Below are 24,188 nucleotides of genomic sequence, written 5' to 3' on the forward strand. Positions count from 1 at the left end.
TTTTTCCTAAGATCACGTCATTCACAGTGAAATGAGCGAAATTAAGCATAACACCCACAGCTCGGACACAGATGCGGGCTTTGCACTGCACAAAACGGTTGTACTTGTAGGCATGATGGGGGCGGGAAAGACGGCGGTGGGCCGTGCGCTCGCCGCGCGGCTGGGCGTTCCCTTTCTCGACAGCGACGCCGAGATCGAATCGGCAGCCAATATGACCATCCCCGAGATTTTCGAACGTGACGGAGAACCGTTTTTCCGCGCTAAGGAATCTCAGGTTATCGGGCGTTTGCTGGATGAGGAAAAAGGCATCCTATCGACCGGTGGCGGCGCGTTTCTGGCGGACCAGAACCGCACAATGATCACGGAACGCGGGGTCTCGGTCTGGCTGCGGGCCGATCTCGAAGTTTTGTGGAATCGCGTCAAACACAAAGACACGCGCCCCTTGCTGCGTACCTCTGATCCTTATGCGACTTTGCGCGGCTTGTATGAACAGCGTGTCCCGGTTTATGCGAAGGCGGATTTGATCGCCGAGTCCGACGGCGAGACCTCGATCGAGAATATGGTGAACCGGGTGGTGGATGCGCTGGCAACACGCCCCGATGTTTTGGAACGGAAGTAATGCATCAAACCGTACATGTAGAGCTGGGCGAGCGCTCGTATGATGTAGAAATCGGCCCGGAATTGCTGGCTCAGGCCGGTACACGGATCGCACCGTTGTTGCACCGGCCCAAAGTGGCGGTTGTGACGGACGAGAACGTGGGCGCGCAGCATCTGGACGCTTTGCGTGACGGTTTAGCCCAAGCCGGGATCGAGATGACATCGCTGACTTTGCCCGCTGGTGAGGCGACCAAAAGCTGGCCGCATTTCGAACGCACTGTAGAGTGGTTGCTGGCTGAGAAAATTGAACGCCGCGATATCGTCGTTGCCTTTGGTGGCGGTGTGATTGGCGATTTGGTGGGGTTCGCTGCTGCGGCTTTGCGACGCGGAGTACGGTTTGTGCAAATCCCGACCTCGCTGCTGGCGCAGGTCGACAGTTCGGTGGGGGGCAAAACCGGGATCAACGCGCCGCAGGGCAAAAATTTGATCGGGGCATTCCATCAGCCGTCGCTGGTGCTGGCGGATACTTCGGTGTTGTGGTCGATGACCCAGCGCGATTTCCTTTCAGGCTATGGCGAGGTGGTGAAATACGGCCTGCTGGGAGACGCAGCGTTCTTTGAGTGGCTGGAAACCAACGGAATGGCCGTTTCTGGTGGCGACATGGCCGCACGGGTGCAGGCCGTAACCCGTTCGGTGCAGATGAAGGCCGATATCGTGGCGCGGGATGAGACCGAGCAGGGCGACCGCGCGCTGTTGAACCTTGGCCATACCTTCTGTCACGCGCTTGAGGCTGCCACTGGTTATTCCGACCGTCTGCTGCATGGCGAGGGCGTCGCCATTGGCTGCGCGCTGGCGTTCGAACTGTCGGCGCGCCTGGGTCTGTGTTCACAGGAAGACCCCAGCCGCGTGCGGGCACATTTGCGCGCTATGGGCATGAAAACCGATCTGAATGACATCCCCGGCGACCTGCCTGGGGCCGAAGCCTTGGTCGATCTGATGGCGCAGGACAAAAAGGTCATCGACGGTCAATTGCGGTTCATCCTGGCACGTGGGATCGGTGAAGCTTTCGTGACATCGGACGTCCCGCGTGAGACGGTAATATCCGTGCTGGAAGACGCCCTGGCGACGGCCTGATCAGCGCCCCCGGATCACCATCAACTCACCAATGTTTTCCCGGGTGATATAGCCGACCATTTTACCAGTCTGCGTGCAGACGGCGATAGCCGGTGCGCCCTTGTGGAGCGTTTCCAGAACCATCTCAAGCCCGCTGGTCAGTTGCACCCTTGGGATATTGGTTTCCATGACCGACGTGGCGGGGTCGGACCGCGGAGTTTCCCCGGCTAGGGCTGCAAAAAGACGACCGCGGGTGACAAAGCCAAGCAATGCGCCGTCACCATCCAAAACGGGAAATTCGTGCTGAGTGGTGTGGATGACGGCCTGCGCTGCCGTCGCCAGCGTATCGGACGGGGACAGAGCGTGGAATTCAGTGATCATCGCATCACGCGCCAGAACCCGCCGCGCGACCGAACGCATGGCCACGTCCTGACTTTCGGAATTGGCGGCGACAAAAACGAAAACCGCAATCAGGACCAGAATGGCGTTGCCGGTACTCAGCCCCCAAAAGCCAAAGGCGACAGCCACGATCTGTCCTGCGATTGCCGCGATCCTTGTTGCCTTCACCCGATCCATTTTGAGACATAACAAGGCGCGGAACACCCGCCCGCCGTCCATTGGGAAAGCTGGTATCATATTGAAGGCGGCCAGCAGCAAATTCACATATGCCAGACGGTTCAACAGACCCGGAACAGTGGTGTCGATCTGCGCCATTGTCTCAAGTGGCATACCAGCCCCCAGCGCGACCAGAATGATCCAGATGACGATATTCACCGCCGGACCGGCAAGGGCCACCCAAACCTCTTGCATCGGCTTTTCGGGCATCCGTTCCAACCGCGCCAAACCGCCAATTGGCAGCAAGGTTATGTCTGGGGTTTTGATGCCGTATCGCCGTGCCATCAGCGCATGGCCGAATTCATGCGCGACGACGCAGGCAAACAAAGCCAGCACAAAGATCAGGTTTTCGATGGCGGCTGGCAGCCCGCCGCGGGAATAGGCGGCGAAACCGACCCAAGCCAGCAGCAGGAAAAAGGTGACATGGACCCTCAACTCGGACCCCAGAAACCGGCCGAGTGAGAAGGACCATGTCATGATTTGCCTCCGCTACGCTTAGAACGGAATCTCGTCATCGTCGATTCCACCAGATGCCGGGGCAGGGGCACTGGATTGGCCGCCATAGGGATCGCCGTATCCACCCCCGGCCTGACCGCCGCCGTAACCGCCCGACTGGCCGCCACCGCCGCCGCCTTCACCGCGGCCATCCAACATCACAAGGGTAGAGCCAAAGCCCTGTAGAACAACCTCGGTCGAATACCGATCCTGTCCGGATTGATCCTGCCATTTGCGGGTCTGCAGTTGGCCTTCAAGATAAACCTTGGACCCTTTGCGCAGGTATTGCTCGGCCACGCGGACAAGCCCCTCGTTGAAGATCGCGACGGAGTGCCACTCGGTACGTTCGCGACGCTCACCTGTGTTGCGGTCTTTCCAGGTCTCGGATGTGGCGATGCGCAGATTGCAAACCTTGCCACCGTTCTGGAATGTTCGGACCTCGGGATCGCGGCCAAGATTTCCGACCAGAATGACCTTGTTGACTGAACCCGCCATGTATTTCCCCGTTCTGAATTGACGTATGCGCGCCGAATCTGGCGCAGTGTTTCCCAGCGACCCTATACGGCCTGCGTCTAGGTTGAAACACAGTTACTGCATGCAACACTGAGCAAGAAATTACTCAGGTTCGGTTAACCATGCTTTCATTATAAACTGAGATATCTATACTCCATAAGGTTCCTGACTAAGCGAGATTGGCTTTAATGCGTTTTCTGGTTGGTTGTTTTGTTGGTTTATGTGTTGCTCTGGTCTCGGTTCCGGTGGCCGCACAAACGTTGTCGACCAAAAGCCGGAAGGACATTTTCCTTAAACAATCCAAGATTTTGGACACGCGCGCCGCAACCCAGTATCGGGATTCCGAACGGCTTAAACCCAAGACTGCTCAACCGAAGTTTAACAAACGCTATACCGGGAAGTATCGCGGTCAGTATATGACACTGGCGCGTCAGGCGGCACGCAAACATAACGTCCCGGAAGAGCTTTTCCTGCGCTTGGTTCAACAAGAAAGCGGTTGGAATCCACGTGCAGTATCACACAAAGGCGCTTTGGGACTGGCACAGCTGATGCCCGGTACGGCGCAGCTTTTGGGTGTGAATCCGCATGATCCACAGCAGAACCTGGAAGGTGGCGCGCGGTATCTATCCTGGCAATACCGCAAGTTCAAATCCTGGCGTCTGGCGCTGGCGGCCTACAATGCCGGACCTCAGGCGGTTGAGAAACATGGCGGCGTACCACCTTACAAGGAAACCCAGAACTACGTGAAGGTTATCTGGGGCGGGTGAGCTAAATTCGATGCTTAGGTCTCTTTTGACCAGGTACATTTAGCTAAAATGCTTATGGGAAAATTTGTTCAAGTAATGCCAAAGGGCGCCGATCAGAAACCGACGCCCTTTGCACCAATTTTGAAGCCTATTCCGCGGCGATTTTGATGACCGGCTCCATACGGGCCAGAATATCTTCGGCCAGATGACATTTCACCTGATGACCATCGGCCAGAGTTTTCACTGGCGGTACGTCGCGTTCACACAACCCGCCCGGAACTTCGGATTTCCAACGGCACCGGGTCTGGAACGGGCAACCCGGCGGTGGATTCATAGCTGACGGAATATCGCCCTCAAGCACGATGTGCTGCTTCTCGATCGACGTATCCGCAATGGGAACAGCGCTCAGCAGGGCTTCGGTATAGGGGTGGTAGGGCGGCGCAAAGACCTGATCGGTGGTGCCCAGTTCGACCACATGACCCAGATACATCACCATCACCCGGTCGCTGAGGTAACGCACAATGGACAGGTCGTGGCTGATGAACAGCAGCGTGGTCTTGTGCTCGCGCTGAATCTCCATCAGCAGATCAGTCACCGCCGCCTGAACGGACACATCCAGGGCCGAGACGGGCTCATCCGCCACCACAATGCGGGCGTCCCCTGCAAAGGCGCGGGCGATACCGACACGTTGCTTCTGTCCGCCCGACAACTGGCGCGGCATTCGATCCGCAAAGGCGCGGGGTAGCTTCACCAGGTCCAGCAGTTCCAGCATACGTTGCTTACGTTCAGCCTCGGAATTACCGACGCCGAAAATTTCCAACGCGCGAATGATCTGACGGCCCACAGTCATCGATGGGTTCAGCGTATCGAACGGGTTCTGGAACACCATCTGAACCTCGCCCACGGTCTTGGTGTCGCGCTCCTCAATCGGGACAGCTTCGATATTGCGGTTGTCCAGCAGGATCTGACCGTCGGTGGCCGTTTCCAGCCCCATCAACACCTTGGCGAAGGTGGATTTGCCGCAACCGGATTCACCCACAATGGCCAGTGTCTCGGACTCGTGGGCCTCGAAGCTCAACGTTTCATTGGCTTTTACAACCTTGGTCTCTCCACCCCCGAACAGGGCATTCGCGGCCACCTCATAGTATTTCTTGAGATTGTCCATCTTCAGAATTGTGCGCCCGATTTCGCCCTTTTCCTTCTGTTCAGCCATGGTGATCGGTGCGTTCCAATCGATTTCCTGGAACTTCAGACAGCGCGTGTGGTGCCGATCATTGCCCGGCACCGGCTCCATCAGAATGTTTTGCGTGTCGCAACGGCCTTCCTCAAAATAGTCGCAGCGCGGACCAAAGTTACAGCCCGACGGGCGTTCATGCGGCAGAGGGAAGTTCCCCGGAATGGCCACCAGCGGGCGTGCGTTCTTGTCAGCGCCCGGCAAGGGGATCGAGCGGAACAGCGCCTGCGTGTAAGGATGCTGCATCTCGTCAAACACATCATGAATCGAGCCACGCTCGACCGCTTCACCCGAATACATCACGCACAGCCGGTCACAGGTCTCAAGCACTAGACCCAGGTTGTGCGAGATGAAAAGCATCGAGGTGCCGTATTTCTTTCCTAGATCCTTGACCAACTCTACCACGGCGGCCTCAACCGTCACATCCAACGCGGTGGTTGGTTCGTCCAGGATCAGCAGCGCTGGCTTTGACATCAACGCCATGGCGATGACGATCCGCTGCTGTTGACCACCCGACAACTGATGGGGGAAGGAATTCAGCATACGCTCGGGGTCGGGCAGGCGTACATCGGTGACTACCTCAAGCGCGCGCGCATAGGCCTCTTCCGCGCCGACGCCTTCGTGGATCATGGGTACTTCCATCAACTGTTTGCCGATCTTCATCGCCGGGTTCAGCGAGGCCATCGGCTCCTGATAGATCATCGCGATTTCATTGCCACGAATGTCGCGCAACTCGTCCGAGGTCATCTCGGACAGATCACGCCCCTTGAACTTGATGGTGCCGCCGACGATCCGACCGTTTTTGCCCAAGTCCTGCATGACACCCAGTGCCACTGTGGATTTGCCGCAGCCTGACTCACCAACCAATCCTACAGCTTCACCCGGTTGCACACTGACCGAGAAATCCATCACGGCCGGAATTTCCCGCAGACGGGTAAAGAAGGAAATCGACAGCTTGTCGATCTCGAGGATCGGGCCGTCATATTCCGCCAGTTTGTTCATCGTTTCCTACTCCCTGATGAAATCGATCAAGCGACCATTTTCATCTTTTCGAAAATACTTCTGGGGTCCGGGGGCAGGGCCCCCGGCCTCGATCACATCAGTCCTTCAGACTTTCCTCACGCAGGCCGTCCGCCAGCAGGTTCAATCCAAGAACCAGTGACAACAGGGCCAGCGCAGGCGGAAGGGCAGGGTGCAGATAGATCGACAACAGCTTGCGCCCCTCGTTGATCGTCGAACCCCAGTCTGGACTTTCCGGTGGCAGCCCCAGCCCGAAGAAACCCAAGGTTCCTAAAAGGATGGTGGTGTAGCCAATCCGCAGGCAGAAATCGACGATCAGCGGACCGCGCGCGTTTGGCAGAATTTCCCACAGCATGATGTACCATGGACCTTCTCCACGGGTTTGCGCCGCCGCCACATAATCTCGCGTCTTAATGTCCAACGCCAAACCACGCACGATGCGGAACACGGTGGGTGAATTCACGAACACAACGGATACGAACACCACCAGGATGCCGCCAGGAATATCGAACAGGTCCAGATAAGTCGGCAGTCCCCAGATGCGATAGCTATCTGTATTGATGATGTAACCACCGGTCGAGATCAGCGACAGGTAGAACCAGATCGCAACGCCCAAAACCCCGATCAGCAGCGGTGTGCGGAAATTCGGTCGCGTGTAATAGCGTGAATTCAGCAGAACGCCTATGAATAGGATCGGAAAGACGAACAACACAGCTGCCATATAGTTCGGCACGCCCGTCGCTACGATTTCCGGTGTCACCAGCAGGTAGAACAGCAAGATCACCGGGAAGGCCAGGATAAGGTTGGCCAGGAAGGACAGGAACGTATCCAACCGACCGCCATAGTAACCCGCGGGCAGACCCAGAGTGATCCCGACCATAAAGGCAAACAATGTTGCCAGCGGCGCAATCTGCACCACGATCCAGGCACCTTTGACCATGCGGCTGAAGACGTCGCGGGCAAGGTTGTCACCCCCCAACAGATACCAGGTGTATTCCCCCTCTTCCGGGCTGGGCAGAGGTGTTCCGGGAACTTTGTTTTTCATCCCAGAAATCTGTGACAGCGGGTCATGGGTAACGATCAGGTCCAATGCCCCAAAGATGCCGGTGAAAACCCAGAACATCACAAGGCCGAAGCCGATCATGCCGATGGGGCTGTCGAACAGTTTGCCATAAAGGCCCAGACGCCGCTTAAACGCGATCGACATGGCGTACAGGATGATCAGCGACAGCCAGACAGGTAGAAACTGCTGTGAGATCGCACCGATGATCCCCGCGCTGGTACCCAACACGATGCCCAGCACGATATAGGCCACGGCAAGCGCGACACAGGCAGCAAAGCTGTAGCGCAGCGCCTTTTGCGTCAACCCACGCATGCCCGATCCTGAGCTAAGCGTGCCGTCCAGATTCACACTCATCGGCGCCTCGGGCAGTACGATACTGCCAACTATCCAAGTCACGATGGAGACCAGAAGGGCTGCGATTGCGATCATCAACAGCGGGTTCAGGAAGGCGATAGAGCCGGTCCAGGTAAGTGGTTCCATGTTCTAACCCTCCTTAAGAAATGCGAATGCGCGGGTTGAGGTAGACATAGCCGATATCCGAGATCAGCTGGGTCAACAGCACCACAAAGACCGACACGACCGAAATCGCCAACAGCAACTGGATGTCGTTGTTGCCAGCCGCCTGCACCAGTGCCCAACCGAAGCCCTTGTAGTTGAACAGCGTCTCAACAATCACCACGCCGTTCAGCAGCCATGGGAACTGCAGCATAATGACGGTAAAGGGCGCGATCAGCGCATTGCGCAGCGCGTGTTTCATGACGATGTTGGGGAAGGATACGCCTTTCAGCCGCGCGGTGCGGATGTACTGCGCTGTCATCACCTCGGTCATCGAGGCGCGGGTCATTCGGGCGATATAACCCATGCCATACAACGCAATGGTCAGTACCGGCAGGAAAAAGTTCTCGAAGGTCGGATTGTCCATCGCCTGCGTTGCAGTGCCTTTGAACCATTTCAGACCAACGGTGGATGAGGTGAAGATGGCAATGAAGATCACGCCCGACACATATTCTGGCGTCGCCGTCGTTATGATTGAGAACGTAGACAGAGACCGATCCAGCGCTGAGCCTTCGCGCATCCCGGCCAGTACGCCCACCAACAGAGCTGATGGAACCATCAGGATCAAAACCCACATCATCAAGTAGCCGGTATTGCCCAATCGCTTGGCGACAATGGTACCGACCTCATCCTTGAAAACAGTGGAATAGCCCCAGTCCCCCTGAAGGATGCCGCAAAACCGGGGCGTGGTTTCCTCGGTCAATCCGGGTCGGGTGCAGGTGCCCACGAATGTGCCGTCATCCAGAGTTTTGGAAAACCCCGGTGCCACGCCCAGCCATTGGCCATATTTGACCAACGTGGGTTGCAGGTAGCCACGATTACCCAGCCAGGCCTCGACCTGTTCGTCGGACATCCGTTGGTTGCCCTGGGTTTTGGCCAGCTTTTCCAAGTTTGGGTATAGGTTGGTCAGAAAGAAGACCACGAACGTCAGGCACAATGCTGTCAATAGCATGACGCCAAACCGTCGGAGGATGAATAGTCCCATGATGGCCCCTGTTTTTCGGGTGTTCCGCAGATCTTTGGACCATTTTCTGGCCTCGGACTTCCGACTTGACGCCGGGTTGTCTGCGGCTGGAAAGGGGCGCCTGGATCAGGCGCCCCCGTTGATTGTCTGACAGGTTTTAGGCCGACCAGCCCCACTTGTAGTGGTGATGTTCGAAAGCGATATGCATATCGGTTCCGACCAGACCATCTTTCATATGGCGATACAGCGCGCGCCAGTAGGGTTGGATGGTCACGCCTTCTTCCTGAATCAGCGCCTCGCCTTTGGCGACCACTTCGCGCCGTTTGTCGGCGTCGGCAATGGCCAGGGCTTCGGTCAGGATGGCGTCGAATTCGGAGTTGGCCCAACCGAACTCGTTCCAAGCTTCACCGGATTTATACGCCAATGCCCAGATCTGTACGCCCAGAGGGCGGTGGTTCCAGTTGGTTGAACTGTAGGGGTATTTCGTCCAGTCGTTCCAGAAGGTGTTCCCCGGCAGAACCGTGCGTTTTACATTGATGCCCGCGTCCCGCAGCTGCGCGGCAACAGCGTCGGTTGTGTTACGGCGCCAGTCGTCGTCAATCGACAGCAGTTCGTGCTCGAAATCAGCCATGCCAGCTTCTTCCATGAGCTTTTTCGCCCCAGCCGGATCGACCGTTTGCTTGGGCAGTTCTGCATAGTCCGGATGGATAGGCCCGACATGGTGGTTTTCAGCCAGCGTGCCGCGGCCGCCATAGCCCAATTCAAGCAGAACGCTGTTGTCCACCGCCATTTGCAGAGCTTTGCGCACGCGCTTGTCGGCATAAACCTGTTTGCCGTCAACTTCGGCCAGCTGATTGGGACGGATCACGAGGGTTCCCATGGTGATCACTTCGGATTTCTCATAGCCGAGGCCGTCCATCACATCGATGAATTCACCCACGGATTCGTGCAGCATATCGACTTCGTCCGATTCCAGGGCTGCCAGCCATGCCGACGGATCGGTGCCGTAGTCGATATATTCGATACGATCCAATGTCGCAGGACCAAACACTTCTTCACCCCACCAGGTGTGGTCAGGTGCGCGCACCAATGTGCATTTGACCCCGACTTCCAGCTCTTCAAGGATGTAGGGACCGGTTCCGACGTTGTTGAGTAGGTCGTTTTCATTGAACGAACTATGCACGATGGCCGACGGATAGTCGGACATGCCGGCAATCAATGAAATATCCGAGCTTGGCAGGTTCAGTTTCACCGTCGTCGGATCAACAACTTCGATCGAGCCTTCGATAGCCTGGCCGGTGTCCGCGTCGATCAGTGTCGCAAAGCGACCTGCCATCGAATTGGTTTCCGAGCTTTTGTCACACCAACGCGCAATATTGCGTGCCACGTCATCTGCAGTGAAATCATCGCCGTTGGTCCACTTCACACCCGGGCGCAGTTTCAGTGTGTAGACAGTGGCGTCATCATTGATTTCCCAACCTTCCAGCAACATTCCGCGGAATGTACCGTCCGAGTTGTATTCGACCAGGTATTCCATTGTGCCGCGGGTTTGGTTGCCCATTTCCGACCAGTCATACGTGCGTGGGTCTTTCAGGGCACGAACGCTCATCTGGACGCGCAGGGTGCCGCCTTCTTGTCTGGTATCTTCGCCCGCGGCGCGGGCAGGCGCTGCCAAGCCGATCATGCCGTAGGCACCTACAGCAGTAACACCCAGACCCGTGGCGCGGGTCAGAAACTCGCGCCGGCTTAATTTGCCGTCCCGATATTCCTGAGCATGCATCTCTGCCGCCCAGTGAATCGGTGCTCCGGTAAAGGTTTGCTTATTCATCGATGTCTCTCCCTGTGACATGTTCTTTTTATTGAAGAAGGTTGGAACCGTTCAGACCATATTGAGGCGAACAGCAGGTTCTCGGAATACTCGTTGGATTTTCATCATCCCCATGGGGCTATTCCGCCCTAGAATTCAAATGAGGTCAATGTTCGAAATCGACGTAGATAGCACAAAAACGACATGGCTGGGAGTGTTTGCTGTTGTCTTGGGCCCGCAGCGTCTTAATTCAAGCGATGTATACTGTCGTGAACCGAAACAATTGGCGTTTTTGGGAATCGCTGGAAAGGATTCTCGGAGATGAAGTTTGAACTACGGCTTGTATCGTTTTGAGAAATCTATCTGATTCCAATTCTTCATCCGTGCGCGAAACCAGGTGCGCTGACGTTTGGCGAATCGGCGGGTGGCAATCGTTGCACGCTCTTTGGCGGCGTCCAGCGTAAGATGACCGTCAAGATAGGCAAGCAATTCAGGAACGCCGATGGCTTTGAAGGCGGGCAACGTCGGATCATAGAGGTCTCGCATCGCTTCGACCTCTTGCAGCGCGCCAGAGTCCAGCATCAGATCGAACCGCCGGGTGATGCGATCAAGAAGCCATTGTTTATCCACGTCAAAAACGATCGGAACCGTGTCAGTCAAATTCAGAACGGGCGGCGGTGTCTCAGCCTGCCAGTCGCTCAGACTTCGTCCGGTGGCCCGCTGCACTTCCCAAGCTCGCTGAACACGGGCGCGGTTCTGCGTGTCGATCCGTTCCTGTGTCCGCGTATCGACACCAGCAATTAATGCGGTCAGGTCCAGTTGGTCTGCCTCGGCGCGGATTTCCAGCGGCGTGGCGGGGATGTCGGCCATCCCTTCGGTTAACGCCGAGAAATACAAGCCGGTGCCGCCCACGATGATCGGGCGCTGCCCCCCGGTCAGCAGTGGCGTTACCTCGCGCAGCCAATGACCCGTCGAATACTCCTGATCATACGCGATGTGGCCGTAAAGCAGATGCGGCGCGCGGGCCTCTTCTTCGATCGAAGGGCGGGCCGAAATTACACGCCAGCAGTCATAGACTTGGCTCGCATCCGCATTGACGATCACGCCGCCGAACGTCTCGGCAATCTGCAGGGCCAGGGCCGATTTGCCCGAGGCGGTCGGCCCCGCAATCAACACCGGTTTGTCGTCGGGGATGGGGGGCAGGCGGTCCCAAATCTGCGATCTGTCGTTATTGTCCATTCGGGCTGCCTCAATCGTCACCAATCGCATTGAACCTGCGGAGGTTTTGCTTCATTTTGCGCCGGAAAATAAACCCGTGCCAGCCCGGAGCGCAACATGAGCCTTTCCCCGACCCTCGAATCCACCGAGACCGCCAAAACAAAGTACAATCGCGTGATGCTGAAAATCTCGGGCGAGGCGTTGATGGGCGATCAGGGGTTTGGCTTGCACCCCCCCACCGTTCAGCGCATCGCACAAGAGGTCAAGTCGGTGCATGATCTGGGGGTCGAGATTTGCATGGTCATCGGCGGTGGCAACATTTTCCGCGGCCTCAGCGGTTCAGCACAGGGGATGGAGCGCACAACAGCCGATTATATGGGCATGCTGGCCACGGTGATGAACGCGCTGGGGATGCAGTCGGCGCTTGAGGAAATAGGTGTGTTCACTCGTGTCATCTCGGCCATTCGCATGGATGAGGTGTGCGAGCCCTATATCCGCCGTCGCGCCGTGCGCCACCTTGAGAAAAAGCGGGTTTGCATTTTTGCTGCGGGAACTGGCAACCCGTATTTTACCACCGACACCGCCGCGACTCTGCGTGCCAATGAAATGGCGTGTGAGGCGATTTTTATGGGCAAAAACGGTGTGGATGGGGTTTATGACAAAGACCCCAAAGAACACGCGGACGCAGTGCGCTATGACACGGTTACTTATGATGACGTGCTGGCCAAGCGGTTACGCGTCATGGATGCCTCGGCCATTGCACTGGCACGCGACAACAACCTGCCGCTGATCGTATTTGGCTTGGATGAGCCGGGCGGGTTCCGCGGAATTCTGGCGGGTGAGGGGACCTATACCAAGGTTCAGGGCTAAATCCTTCGACAGCTTATTGTGTGCAGGCCGGGGCGATTGCCCGGCCTGTTTTCATTTACAGCGACCGATTTTCGTCATGGCGGTCATATGAAGCAAGCCTGTCACTTTTACGCATTTTGTCGCTTTTAAGTAATAGGTGGTCTTCTCAGTTACGCCCTTGCCGATCCGGATATTGGATGTCCTGCGCATCGATAAGGGGAAGGAAAGATAATGTCCGACAATACGGAAACCGACTATGAAGTCGGTCAGGACAACGTTCAGATCATGGGTCTGGACGTCCACAATCCGGTCTTTGCCGTTTCGGGGCTAACCATCATTGCATTCGTGTTCTTCTCGCTGGTGTTCCGCGAGCAGGCGAGCGAGTTCTTTGGCTGGCTTCGACCGGCTTTGACCAGCAATTTCGACTGGGTGTTCATGATTGCGGCGAACATCTTTGTCGTGTTTTCACTACTGCTGATCGTCACGCCGTATGGTTCGATCCGTCTGGGCGGGGATGATGCCAAGCCGGACTACAGCTATGCCGGGTGGTTCTCGATGCTGTTTGCCGCGGGTATGGGCATCGGTCTGGTGTTCTGGGGCGTGGCCGAGCCAATCTCGCATTACGGGTCGTCGCTGGGCGGGGTTGCCGCTGGCGAGGATGGCCTTCGCACCGACTGGGCACCGTTAGGTGCCGGTCTGGATGACCCCGAAGCCTCGAAGAAGTTGGCGATGGCAGCCACCATTTTTCACTGGGGTATGCACCCTTGGGCCGTGTATGCGGTAGTGGCACTGGCGCTGGCGTTCTTCAGCTTTAACCGCGGTCTGCCGCTGACCATGCGGTCGGTGTTCTACCCGCTGTTTGGAGAGGCGACATGGGGTCCGTTGGGTCACATCATTGACGTTCTAGCCGTGTTCGCCACGATCTTCGGTTTGGCGACATCGCTGGGCTTGGGCGCAACGCAAGCGCTGGCTGGTCTGAATTATCTGTTCGATGTTCCGATTACGGACGGGATGAAAGTTCTGCTGATCGGTCTGATCACGGCATTCGCATTGATCTCAGTGGTTGCTGGCCTCGATAAGGGCGTAAAGCGGTTGTCCGAGGCCAACATGATCCTGGCCGCGGTCTTGTTGCTGCTGGTGCTGATCCTTGGGCCTACCGTGGCGATTCTGACCGGCTTTTTCGACAGCCTGATTGAATACGTGGTCGCATTGCCTGCACTGTCGAACTGGGTTGGTCGCGAAGACACCAACTTTATGCAGGGCTGGACCACCTTCTACTGGGCGTGGTGGATCTCCTGGTCACCTTTCGTCGGCATGTTCATCGCCCGAATCTCGCGCGGCCGAACCGTGCGCGAATTCGTGACTTGCGTGATCCTGATCCCAACCGTTGTAGGTGCCCTGTGGATGAGCGTTTTTGGTGGAGCCGCATTGGATCAGGTTATGTCCGGTTCGGGGCAGGCCCTGTCGGATGCTGCGCTAGAACTCAAGATGTTCTCCATGTTTGAACAATTCCCGATGACAGGTTTGCTGTCCTTCGTTGGCATCGTTCTGGTGGTTGTATTCTTCGTCACCAGCTCGGATTCCGGCTCGTTGGTGATTGATACGATCACGGCAGGTGGCAAAACCGATGCGCCGACGGCGCAGCGTGTGTTCTGGTGCATTCTGGAGGGCGCAATCGCGATCGTTCTATTGCTGGGTGGCGGCCTGGGTGCGCTGCAGGCTGCTGCGATTGCAACAGGCTTCCCGTTTGCGATCGTTCTGGTGCTGATGTGCGTGTCGATCTTCATCGGTCTTGCGAACGAAAAGCGACGCCGCTGAATCCAATTCAGCCCTTCGAAAGCCCCGACAAGCGTCGGGGCTTTTTTGTTTCATGCCGGGTTGACCGAGCTCAGGGCCGCTGGCTATGTATCCGCGTCTTTTGATTGCCAGATCTGGTCCCGAAAGACTGCCCGTGCTTCTGTTTGTTTGACTGGGGCTGTGGCTGGGCTGGAAGACCTGCCGTGATTTCCGAGTTGTCCGAAATCATGCACGGGCACGTCATCGGAACAAGCAGCATGAGCAAGGAGCGACGTGCCATGGGCACTCTTGATATCGATTTCGTTAGGGCGCAGTTCCCGGCTTTTTCCGAGCCCAGCCTGCAAGGTCAGGCGTTCTTTGAAAATGCAGGCGGGTCATATACTTGTAAGCCGGTGCTGGACCGGCTGACGCGCTACTATACGCAACGCAAAGTGCAGCCCTACGGCCCCTATGACGCCAGCCGTCTGGCAGGCGAAGAGATGGATGAAGCCCGCGCACGCATGGCTGCGATTCTGGGCGTGAACACCGATGAGCTGAGCTTTGGCCCCTCGACCACTCAGAACACCTATGTTTTGGCGCAGGCATTTCGCCAGTGGATGCAGCCGGGCGATGCCATCGTTGTCACCAATCAGGATCACGAGGCCAACTCGGGACCGTGGCGGCGCCTGGTCGAGGACGGGTTTGAAATCCGCGAATGGCAGATCGACCCGGAAACCGGATCGCTCAACCCGCAGGATCTTGAGAACCTGCTGGACGAGAAGGTGCGTCTGGTCTGTTTCCCGCATTGTTCCAACGTGATCGGAGAGATCAACCCGGTCACCCAAATCACCGCCATTGCCCATGCGGCGGGGGCGTTTGTCTGTGTAGATGGCGTTTCATACGCGCCACATGGGTTCCCAAATGTCGGCGATCTGGGGCCGGATATCTATCTGTTCTCGGCCTATAAAACCTACGGTCCGCATCAGGGTTGCATGGTGATCCGGCGTGCGCTTGGTGAGCTGCTGCCAAACCAGGCGCACTATTTTAATGCAGACGCGCTGTACAAGCGTTTCACCCCGGCGGGCCCGGATCACGCGCAGATCGCGGCCAGTGCAGGTATGGCGGATTACGTTGATCTGTTGTGCGACCACCATAATGGCCCCAAGGGTAACGCAACCGAACGTGGAGCCTTTGTGCATGACCTGATGCGCGGGCAGGAGGTTGCGCTGCTGCAGCCCGTATTGGACGCGGTCAAGGATCGAAATGCCGTACGCTTGATCGGTACCTCAGATGCTACACGTCGCGCTCCGACCGTAGCGTTATCGCTGAGCCGGAATGCCGAAGCCGTGGCCACCGATCTGGTTGAACACGGGATCATGGCAGGAGGCGGCGATTTTTACGCCGTGCGCCCGTTGCAGGCGATGGGTGTGGATTTGGATCAGGGCGTGCTGCGGGTCAGCTTTACGCACTATACCTCGCAACAGGAAATTGATCAGTTATTGGGCGCACTTGACGCCGTTTTGTGATCCGGTTTCTGCTCGGCTTCGTAATGCGAAGAAAACAGCCGGGCGGTCATGGAAAACAAACAATCACCGATCATCATGTGGTTCCGACGGGATTTACGCCTGTCGGACCATCCCGCGCTAAGTGCTGCGGCCCAAACGGGTCGTCCTATTCTGCCGGTTTTCATTCTGGATGATTTGGCTCAAGCGCTCGGTGCCGCGCCGAAATGGCGGCTTGGGCTGGGGCTTGAGGCCTTCGCGCAATCTCTGTCGCACATTGGCAGCCGGTTAATCCTGCGGCGCGGGGACGCGCTGACTGTTTTGCAGAACCTTATCACAGAAACCGGAGCCAGCGGCGTCTATTGGACGCGAGCGTATGATCCTGATGCCATCGACCGTGACACACGCATTAAGTCTGCTTTGGCAGAGCAGGGGGTAGAGGCCAAATCCTTTGCGGGTCACTTACTGTTTGAGCCCTGGACCGTAGCAACCAAAACAGGCCAGCCGTTTCGTGTGTTCACACCGATGTGGCGATCCGTTCAAGGCCGAGAAGTTGCCACGCCTGAAGGCGTGTCGTCGATCAAAGCACCCTTGAATTGGCCAACTTCGGAAAACCTGACCGGTTGGAAACTGGGTGCGGCAATGAACCGGGGCGCAGCCGTGGTCGCACCTTTTGTCCGCCCCGGTGAGAATGCCGCCTTTGAGGCTTTGCACGAGTTTCTGGACCGAATCCAAGACTATTCGCACGATCGGGACTGTTTGGATTTGGAGGGCACCTCGGATCTGTCCGAATACCTATCGCTTGGCGAAATCGGCCCCCGCAGTGTCTGGCATGCGGTTCAGCGGGCCGCGATGAACGGTACGCAAGGGACAGACGCCTATTTGCGCCAATTAGTTTGGCGTGAGTTTGCGTACCACTTGATGTATCACACACCGCGTTTGCTCAGCGGGAACTGGAAACCGGAGTGGGATACGTTTCCGTGGAACACGGACGCCGATCATCCCTCAGTTGTTGCTTGGCGACAGGCCCGCACCGGTATTCCTGTTGTCGATGCGGGATTGCGTCAAATGTATGTGACCGGTCGTATGCACAACCGGGCGCGCATGATCGTCGCAAGCTACTTGACCAAGCATCTGATGACGCACTGGAAAATCGGAATGAACTGGTTTGCCGACTGCCTGATAGACTGGGACCCGGCGGCGAATGCTATGGGTTGGCAGTGGGTTGCAGGCTCGGGTCCCGATGCATCACCGTTCTTTCGGATATTTAACCCACTGACACAGCAGGAAAAATTTGATCCTGATGGTGTTTATCTAAAACACTGGATCGCCGAAGGGCAGACCAAGCCTTCGGCTACGGCGTTGGCTTATTTTGGGGCGGTGCCGCATTCGTGGGCGCTTGATCCGGCGGAAAATTACCCTTCACCAGTGGTCGATCTGGCCGCTGGCCGAGCGTGCGCCTTGGCGGCTTATGAAGGTCGAAAAACCGGGTAAGGAACTGAAAACTTGCCACAAACACAAACTCGGCCTAGCTTCTAACTGCGGCCGCACAGGGGAGAGCGGATGATCCTGACGACAACTGAAGGGCAAAAAGACCTGCCCAGATACTTTGCTCAAGTTTTCAAAATGTTGAACCGGATGGGTTCGGGGCGAATGGATATCGCTTTGCCCGATGGGCGCGTGTTCCGATCCGAAGGTGCCAAGCCGGGGCCAGTGGCGCGCGTGGACATTCACGATCCCGACGTATTTGCGCGTTTGATCCGAGAGGGTGAGCTGGGTTTTTCGGATTCTTACTTAGAGGGTGGGTGGAGCACGCCCGACCTGCGATCTTTCATGGATCTGGTGCATTTAGGGACCGAGACGGTGTATGACGATTTCACCGGAAGGTTCTTGGTGCAAGCCTATGAACGCCTTCGATTTTGGTTGCACAACAACAACCGTCGACAGGCCAAGAAGAACATCTCGTACCATTACGATTTGGGGAACGATTTCTACAGGCTGTGGCTGGATGAAACGATGACCTATTCCAGCGCGCTGTTCGAAACAGGGCAGGAAAGCCTGGAAAAAGCACAGACTGCGAAATATGCAAGCCTAGTCGATGAAATGGGTGCCAAACCCGGTGACCACATCCTTGAGATCGGTTGCGGATGGGGCGGTTTCGCTGAATATGCCGCAAAAGAGCGTGGCCTTCGGGTCACAGGTTTGACGATCAGCCAGGAACAGTTAAGCTTTGCGCGGCAAAGAATTGAAAAAGCAGGACTTTCTGACCTTGTTGAGTTCAAATTGCAAGATTATCGCGACGAGCGTGGCCAGTATGACGGCATCGCCTCGATTGAGATGTTCGAAGCCGTCGGACAGAAATACTGGCCGGTTTACTTTGAGACTGTGCGTGATCGGCTAAAACCCGGTGCGCACGCGACCCTTCAAATCATAACCGTTGCCGATCACCGTTGGGACATTTACAAGAACGGCGTTGATTTCATTCAGAAATATATCTTTCCCGGCGGAATGCTCCCCGCGCCGACGATCCTGAAACAACAGGTGGCAGAGGCAGGGTTGAACGTCGTGAAATCGCGGGAATTCGGTAAAAGTTATGACCTGACATTGCGTCGTTGGTACGAGACGTTCAACGACAAATGGGACGAAATTTCGGAAATGGGCTTTGACGAGCGTTTCCGGCGCATGTGGAACTATTATTTAACCGCGTGTGGCGCGGCCTTTGACACTGGCAACTGCGATGTGACACAGATCACTATAGCAAAACCCAGTTAACAAAGGGAAATTCCGAATGCCCACTGCGCCGCGACTTGTTGCTTCACTATGCCTATTGGCAGTGGCCTTTATCGTGTCGAGCATGATCATCAGCAACGGCGAAGAGGGCAAGGACTATGGCTGGTTCACCTATGTCAACATGATTATTGCGGTGGCCTGTGGTTGGAAGGTGATGGGAAAGCGCGTTGGTCGCGGCTGGACCGCTGCGGTCAATAATGGCATCGCTGGGGTTGTATCATTGGTATTCTGGGCCCTTTTTGTTCAGGGCTGCTACGAGATGTTCCGACTGGCCATGCGTCATCGCTATGACGGCCCGTTCGAGGCGCTCACGGCCATTTTCCAGATTGGTGTGGAGTACGGCAAACTGCTCATCGTTCCGGAAATTCTGTGGACTTTGGCTATCGGAGCTCTTATCGCAGGGCTTGCAACCGAAGAAGCCGGCCGTCGCTGGCGATAACTCACCAGAATTTAGACGAGCTTTACTCTAGTGTCCGATTTGTTTTTTTACGGCACGCTCAGGCATTTGCCGCTGCTGGAATGTGTGCTTGGCCACCCGCTGTCACAAATAAAAATATCTCAGGCCAGTTTGCCGGACCATGCGGTTTATGGCGTGGCAGGGCAGGCTTTCCCGATGATTGTTCCAGAAAAGGGCAGTCAGGCCATGGGGTTGTTGGTTCAGGGTTTCAGCTCCGAAGACCTGAAACGATTGGCTTTTTATGAAGGTGGGTTCGACTATGATCTCAGCCCGCACGGTGTGGACGTTGCTGACGGCTCACGCGCCGAGGCTAGTGTGTTCTTTTCCGAACCCGAATTGTGGACACCAGACAAGCCGTGGTCGTTGCAGGCCTGGGTTGATGAATGGTCCGAAGTGACCTTGCTGGCTGCACAAGAAGAGCTGGCCTATTACGGCAAGGTCGACGCAACTACGATCGCTCGTAACTTTGCGCCGATCCGCACCCGGGCTTGGGCTAAGCTGGCTGCGCGAAAACGCCAGACGGGCGATCCGCGTGACGTCGCAAAAGATGTGATCGTGCAAAGCCATCGGCGGGCCTATGTCAATTATTTCGGTGTGGAAGAATTGGATGTGCAGCACCGCCAGCATGACGAAACGATGGGTCCTGTGCTGCACCGGAGCGGATTGATGCAGGGGGCCGCCGTCGTTGTTTTGCCTTATGACCCGGTGCGCGACACTGTTCTTTTGGTTGAACAATTCCGCGCGCCGGTTTTTCTGATCGACGATCCCGAACCGTGGATGTGGGAGCCGGTAGCAGGCATGATCGACCCCGGTGAAACGCCGGATCAGGCCGCCCACCGCGAAGTGCAGGAAGAGGCGCACGTGTCGCTGAACGCCTTGGAATATGCAGGCGGTGCCTACTCCTCGAGCGGGTCATCGACCGAGTATGTCTACCTTTATGTTGGGTTGGCTGATTTGACCCGGACCATCGACAATGGTGGCGTTGCTACGGAAGGTGAGGATATTCGCACACAAATCCTGCCATATGACGAGTTCCTTCAAAAGGTCGACAACAACGAATTCAAGGATTTGCCCCTGTTGTTGATGGCCAATTGGCTGGCCCGGCATCGCGATCGTTTGCGCGGTTAACTATCGCCGCTTGTGGTTGTCGCACGGCATCTGTAAATCTTCGTTGACACGTAATGAAATGAGGGCGCCATGCGCATTGCACGAGACCTTGCCGACGCAGTCGGGAAAACACCGCTGATCCGGTTGAAGCGCATCAGTGAAGAGACCGGTTGCGAGATTCTCGGGAAGGCCGAGTTCATGAACCCGGGGCAATCGGTCAAGGATCGCGCGGCGCTCTACATCATCAAGGACGCAATTGCGCGCGGTGAGCTGAAGCCCGGCGGAACCATTGTCGAAGGCACGGCCGGTAACACCGGTATTGGCCTTGCATTGGTGGGTGCGTCGATGGGGTTCAAAACGGTGATCGTGATCCCGGAAACCCAATCCGAGGAAAAGAAAGACATGCTGCGTCTGGCGGGCGCGCAACTGGTTCAGGTTCCGGCCGCCCCGTATCGCAACCCCAACAACTTTGTGCATTATTCGCGCCGTCTGGCCGAGGAACTGGCGCAGACGGAACCCAATGGCGCGATCTGGGCCAATCAGTTCGACAATGTTGCCAACCGTCAGGCCCATGTGGAAACCACCGGCCCCGAGATTTGGGAGCAGACAGGCGGCAAGGTTGATGGCTTTGTCAGCGCTGTAGGTTCGGGTGGCACGCTGGCCGGCGTGGCCGACGCGTTGCAGCCCAAGGGCGTCAAGATCGCTCTGGTCGATCCGATGGGGGCGGGGCTGTATTCATACTACACCACTGGTGAAATCGCGATGGAGGGCAGCTCGATCGCCGAAGGTATCGGTCAAGTGCGCATCACCAAAAACCTCGAAGGGTTCAAACCGGACTTCTCGTACCAGATGACCGATAACGAGGCGCTGCCATACATCTTTGATCTGCTGCGCGAGGAGGGTCTGGTTATGGGCGGGTCGACCGCGATCAATATGGCGGGCGCTGTGCGTCTGGCCAAGGATCTGGGGCCGGGCCACACCATTGTGACGATCCTGTGCGACTTTGGCACGCGCTATCAGTCCAAACTGTTCAATCCCGAATTCCTGCGTGAAAAGGAACTGCCGGTGCCAGATTGGATGACCGAAGCCCCACGCAGCATTCCTGGCGTATTCGAGGACGTATGATGCTGCGGCAGGTTCGCCTGTTTCTAGCCTTCTTTCTGGTTTGTTTTGCCATGCTGGGTGGCCCCGTTGCCGCCCAGTTGACTGATCGGCAAAGCGAATATTACCAGAACTGGCTTGAGACGGCGGATCGCGCCGAGAAGGATATCGAATCTGATCGCACGTCAAACGCGGCATTGGAAAACCTGCGGGCTGAAATCCACAACTATCGTGAGGATTTCAACAAGGCACGTGGCGCCAATACCGACCGTATCCAGACGCTGGACGCGCAGATCAAGGCGTTGGGGCCAGCCCCCGAAGGGGATGCGACCGAACCCGAAGAGATTGCCAAGCTTCGCGAGCATCTGGAAAACCAACTGACCAGCCTGCAGGTGCCGCAAATCATCTCGGAAGAAGCGTTCAGCCGCGCCAACGGCCTGATCAGCGAGATAGACAGCCTGTTGCGCGAGCGGCAGACAAAAGAGCTTTTAGAACGCGGTGTATCGCCGCTTAACCCTGTCTATTGGGGCCCAGCCTGGGTCGATATTGTCGAGGCCGTGCGAGGCCTGATCAATGAATCTGCGCTGAACCTGAAAACCAACATCGTTCAAAAACACCTGAAAGAGCGCGGGCTGGGCATTTTCTTCCTGACCGTCGCGGCAGGGATTTTACTGTACTACGGACGTTACTGGTCCGAGGCTGCAGGTGAATATCTACGGCAGTTGGGCGGTCGGGGCAGCGGCGTGTGGTCGTTTCTGGTTTCACTGCTGCGGATTCTGCTGCCATGGCTGGGTGTCTGGTTGCTGGTTCAAGCGATCATCATGACTGGCCTGCCGGGATTGCGCGGAACGCTATTAATCCAGAATGTTCCTTATTGGGCCGCGATTATCTTTTATTACGACTGGATCGGACGTCAGGTTCACATCGCGCAGGCGGCACAGAACTTTAACCGGCTATCCCGCAAGAGTGTCACGCAGTTGCGGGTATACTTGGATATTCTGGCGATCTTCCTGATCGTGTACGAATTCGGGCTGCTGTTTGATCAGATCGAAAACATTTCGGACGCGACCCGGGCCGTTATCAGCTTTCCTGTGGTAGTGGGAACCGCGCTGGTTCTTCTGCGTATCCGCCGGATTCAGACCACAAAACCAGAAGCCGAAGATGGGCAGTCAAGCGAAACGCCGCGAAGTGCCGGGCTGACCCAGCTGATGGACTTTCTGCGCAAGGCAATTTTTTTGCTGGGGATCGCGAGCCCGATTTTGGCGGCTATTGGATATACCAACGCAGCCGAGGGGATCGTTTTCCCGGCGGTGAAAACGCTGGTTCTGTTTGCGGCTTTGACGATCCTTCATCGTTTTATCACCTCGGTTTACGGCTGGCTCAGCGGGCAAGGTGAGTCGGCGCGAGACTCACTGTTTTCGGTGTTGGCCGGGTTTATAATCGCCATTCTGACCTTGCCGGTTCTGGCGCTGTATTGGGGCGCACGACAGACTGACTTGCTTGAAGTCTGGTCGCGTTTGCTGCTTGGTTTTGACATTGGCGGCGTTACGATTTCGCCCCGCAACTTCTTTACCTTCCTAATCGTGTTTGTCATCGGCTATGGCTTGACCCGGCTGTTGCAAAGCGGGCTGCGCAATTCGCTGCTGCCCAAGACCAGTATTGATCCGGGCGGTCAGAACGCGATTGCCGCGGGCACCGGCTATGTGGGGATATTCCTGGCCGCGCTGGTGGCCATCATGTTGGCGGGGTTTGATCTGTCTTCGCTGGCTATTGTCGCCGGCGCGCTGTCGGTTGGGATCGGCTTTGGACTACAGACCATCGTGTCGAATTTTGTGTCGGGGATCATCCTGCTGGTCGAGCGTCCAATCTCCAAGGGGGACTGGATCGATGTGAATGGGATGATGGGTTATGTGCGCGATATCTCGGTGCGGTCTACGCGGATTGAGACGTTTGATCGTACCGATGTGATCGTTCCCAACTCGGACCTGATCAGCGGGGTGGTGACGAACTACACGCGGGGCAACACGATCGGGCGTGTTATCGTGCCGGTGGGCGTGGCCTACGGCACGGATACCCGCGTGGTCGAGAAGATTTTAGGTGAGATTGCCAATTCCCATCCGATGGTTCTGGCGCATCCAGCGCCCAGCGTGGTGTTTCAGGGCTTTGGTGCGGATTCGCTGGATTTTGAAATTCGCGCCATCTTGCGCGACGTGAACTGGGTGCTTTCGGTGAAATCGGATATGAACCACGAGATCAATCGCCGGTTTGTCGAAGAAGGTATTGAAATCCCCTTCGCGCAGCGCGATGTCTGGCTGCGCAATCCTGAGACGCTGCGAGGGCAGGGGCCTGCGCAAGAAACCGAACCTGCAACGGAAAAAACACCTACCGAACCCCTGTCTTCCAAGCCTGCGGACATGACCGAGGCCGATCTTGCAGACGGTGATGGGGACGAGCTGTAACGGGGTCTGTGGCGGAACTGCGGAAGGTTGAATTTTCGCTTTAATCGCCCCTTGCAAATCCCTCGGCGATGGTCCAAATATCGCGCGCACGGAGAGGTGGCCGAGTGGTCGAAGGCGCACGCCTGGAAAGTGTGTAGGCGGGAAACCGTCTCCAGGGTTCGAATCCCTGTCTCTCCGCCATCCTTACCTGATTTCCGCATTTGAACT

The 24,188-nt window shown here is 56.7% G+C and carries 19 protein-coding genes and 1 tRNA gene; 13 read left to right on the forward strand and 7 right to left on the reverse strand.

The features are described from left to right. The first annotated feature begins 31 nt into the window (after positions 1–31). Positions 32–619, forward strand: a complete 588-nt coding sequence (locus ACR0B8_RS03605) for a shikimate kinase (protein WP_170409554.1) — start codon at positions 32–34, stop codon at positions 617–619. Further along, positions 619–1,731 carry a 3-dehydroquinate synthase gene (aroB, locus tag ACR0B8_RS03610; RefSeq protein ID WP_226688550.1) on the forward strand — a complete coding sequence of 371 codons (1,113 nt, stop codon included), beginning with the start codon at positions 619–621 and terminating at the stop codon, positions 1,729–1,731. Before ACR0B8_RS03605 ends, aroB begins: the two co-directional genes overlap by 1 nt. Here aroB and ACR0B8_RS03615 read toward each other — a convergent pair whose 3' ends face one another. Together ACR0B8_RS03615 and ssb are read right to left on the reverse strand one after the other, a co-directional pair. Continuing rightward, on the reverse strand, positions 1,732–2,802 hold the full coding sequence (locus tag ACR0B8_RS03615; protein ID WP_226688549.1) for a site-2 protease family protein: 1,071 nt from the start codon (positions 2,800–2,802) through the stop codon (positions 1,732–1,734). It lies immediately after the preceding gene. 18 nt (positions 2,803–2,820) lie between these two features. After that, positions 2,821–3,315: a single-stranded DNA-binding protein gene (gene ssb / locus ACR0B8_RS03620; protein WP_226688548.1), complete on the reverse strand. Its 495-nt coding sequence runs from the start codon at positions 3,313–3,315 to the stop codon at positions 2,821–2,823. A 206-nt stretch (positions 3,316–3,521) separates the two neighbouring features. Between ssb and ACR0B8_RS03625 the strand changes: the two genes are divergently transcribed. After that, positions 3,522–4,100 carry a lytic transglycosylase domain-containing protein gene (locus tag ACR0B8_RS03625; RefSeq protein WP_170348470.1) on the forward strand — a complete coding sequence of 193 codons (579 nt, stop codon included), beginning with the start codon at positions 3,522–3,524 and terminating at the stop codon, positions 4,098–4,100. 127 nt (positions 4,101–4,227) lie between these two features. Here the strand turns inward: ACR0B8_RS03625 and ACR0B8_RS03630 are convergent, their stop codons facing one another. From ACR0B8_RS03630 to miaA, 5 genes are all read right to left on the reverse strand, one after another. Beyond that, the gene (locus ACR0B8_RS03630; protein ID WP_170577484.1) at positions 4,228–6,315 is read right to left on the reverse strand and encodes a dipeptide ABC transporter ATP-binding protein; all 2,088 of its coding nucleotides are present in this window, start codon (positions 6,313–6,315) and stop codon (positions 4,228–4,230) included. A gap of 97 nt (positions 6,316–6,412) precedes the next feature. Continuing rightward, a complete protein-coding gene (locus tag ACR0B8_RS03635) occupies positions 6,413–7,876 on the reverse strand; it encodes an ABC transporter permease (RefSeq protein ID WP_170348472.1) in 1,464 nt (487 codons plus the stop codon). A gap of 13 nt (positions 7,877–7,889) precedes the next feature. Next, a complete protein-coding gene (locus ACR0B8_RS03640) occupies positions 7,890–8,936 on the reverse strand; it encodes an ABC transporter permease (RefSeq protein ID WP_170348473.1) in 1,047 nt (348 codons plus the stop codon). 136 nt (positions 8,937–9,072) lie between these two features. After that, the gene (locus ACR0B8_RS03645; RefSeq protein ID WP_170513607.1) at positions 9,073–10,743 is read right to left on the reverse strand and encodes an ABC transporter substrate-binding protein; all 1,671 of its coding nucleotides are present in this window, start codon (positions 10,741–10,743) and stop codon (positions 9,073–9,075) included. Positions 10,744–11,055: 312 nt separating this feature from the next. Beyond that, positions 11,056–11,961, reverse strand: a complete 906-nt coding sequence (miaA, locus tag ACR0B8_RS03650) for a tRNA (adenosine(37)-N6)-dimethylallyltransferase MiaA (RefSeq protein ID WP_170348475.1) — start codon at positions 11,959–11,961, stop codon at positions 11,056–11,058. 96 nt (positions 11,962–12,057) lie between these two features. Between miaA and pyrH the strand changes: the two genes are divergently transcribed. From pyrH to ACR0B8_RS03700, 10 genes are all read left to right on the forward strand, one after another. Beyond that, positions 12,058–12,810: a UMP kinase gene (gene pyrH / locus ACR0B8_RS03655; RefSeq protein WP_170348476.1), complete on the forward strand. Its 753-nt coding sequence runs from the start codon at positions 12,058–12,060 to the stop codon at positions 12,808–12,810. Positions 12,811–13,020: 210 nt separating this feature from the next. Continuing rightward, entirely contained in the window at positions 13,021–14,607 is a 1,587-nt protein-coding gene (locus tag ACR0B8_RS03660) for a BCCT family transporter (protein WP_480657719.1), read from the forward strand. Between the two features lie 257 nt (positions 14,608–14,864). After that, on the forward strand, positions 14,865–16,091 hold the full coding sequence (locus tag ACR0B8_RS03665) for an aminotransferase class V-fold PLP-dependent enzyme (RefSeq protein WP_480657996.1): 1,227 nt from the start codon (positions 14,865–14,867) through the stop codon (positions 16,089–16,091). Positions 16,092–16,139: 48 nt separating this feature from the next. Beyond that, complete coding sequence (locus tag ACR0B8_RS03670; RefSeq protein WP_480657717.1) at positions 16,140–17,561, forward strand: cryptochrome/photolyase family protein; 1,422 nt, start codon at positions 16,140–16,142, stop codon at positions 17,559–17,561. 69 nt (positions 17,562–17,630) lie between these two features. Further along, positions 17,631–18,839 carry an SAM-dependent methyltransferase gene (locus ACR0B8_RS03675; RefSeq protein WP_170375006.1) on the forward strand — a complete coding sequence of 403 codons (1,209 nt, stop codon included), beginning with the start codon at positions 17,631–17,633 and terminating at the stop codon, positions 18,837–18,839. A gap of 16 nt (positions 18,840–18,855) precedes the next feature. Continuing rightward, positions 18,856–19,296, forward strand: a complete 441-nt coding sequence (locus tag ACR0B8_RS03680; RefSeq protein WP_170348481.1) for a TrgA family protein — start codon at positions 18,856–18,858, stop codon at positions 19,294–19,296. A gap of 30 nt (positions 19,297–19,326) precedes the next feature. After that, entirely contained in the window at positions 19,327–20,442 is a 1,116-nt protein-coding gene (locus tag ACR0B8_RS03685) for an NUDIX domain-containing protein (protein ID WP_226688544.1), read from the forward strand. Between the two features lie 69 nt (positions 20,443–20,511). Then, the gene (locus ACR0B8_RS03690) at positions 20,512–21,546 is read left to right on the forward strand and encodes a cysteine synthase A (protein WP_170348483.1); all 1,035 of its coding nucleotides are present in this window, start codon (positions 20,512–20,514) and stop codon (positions 21,544–21,546) included. After that, entirely contained in the window at positions 21,546–23,981 is a 2,436-nt protein-coding gene (locus ACR0B8_RS03695) for a DUF3772 domain-containing protein (protein ID WP_170358132.1), read from the forward strand. The genes ACR0B8_RS03690 and ACR0B8_RS03695 overlap by 1 nt, the downstream gene beginning before the upstream one ends. Before the next feature lie 90 nt (positions 23,982–24,071). Further along, a tRNA-Ser gene (locus ACR0B8_RS03700) sits at positions 24,072–24,161 on the forward strand. Positions 24,162–24,188 lie beyond the last annotated feature (27 nt).

Source organism: Ruegeria sp. BH6 (assembly GCF_056538105.1).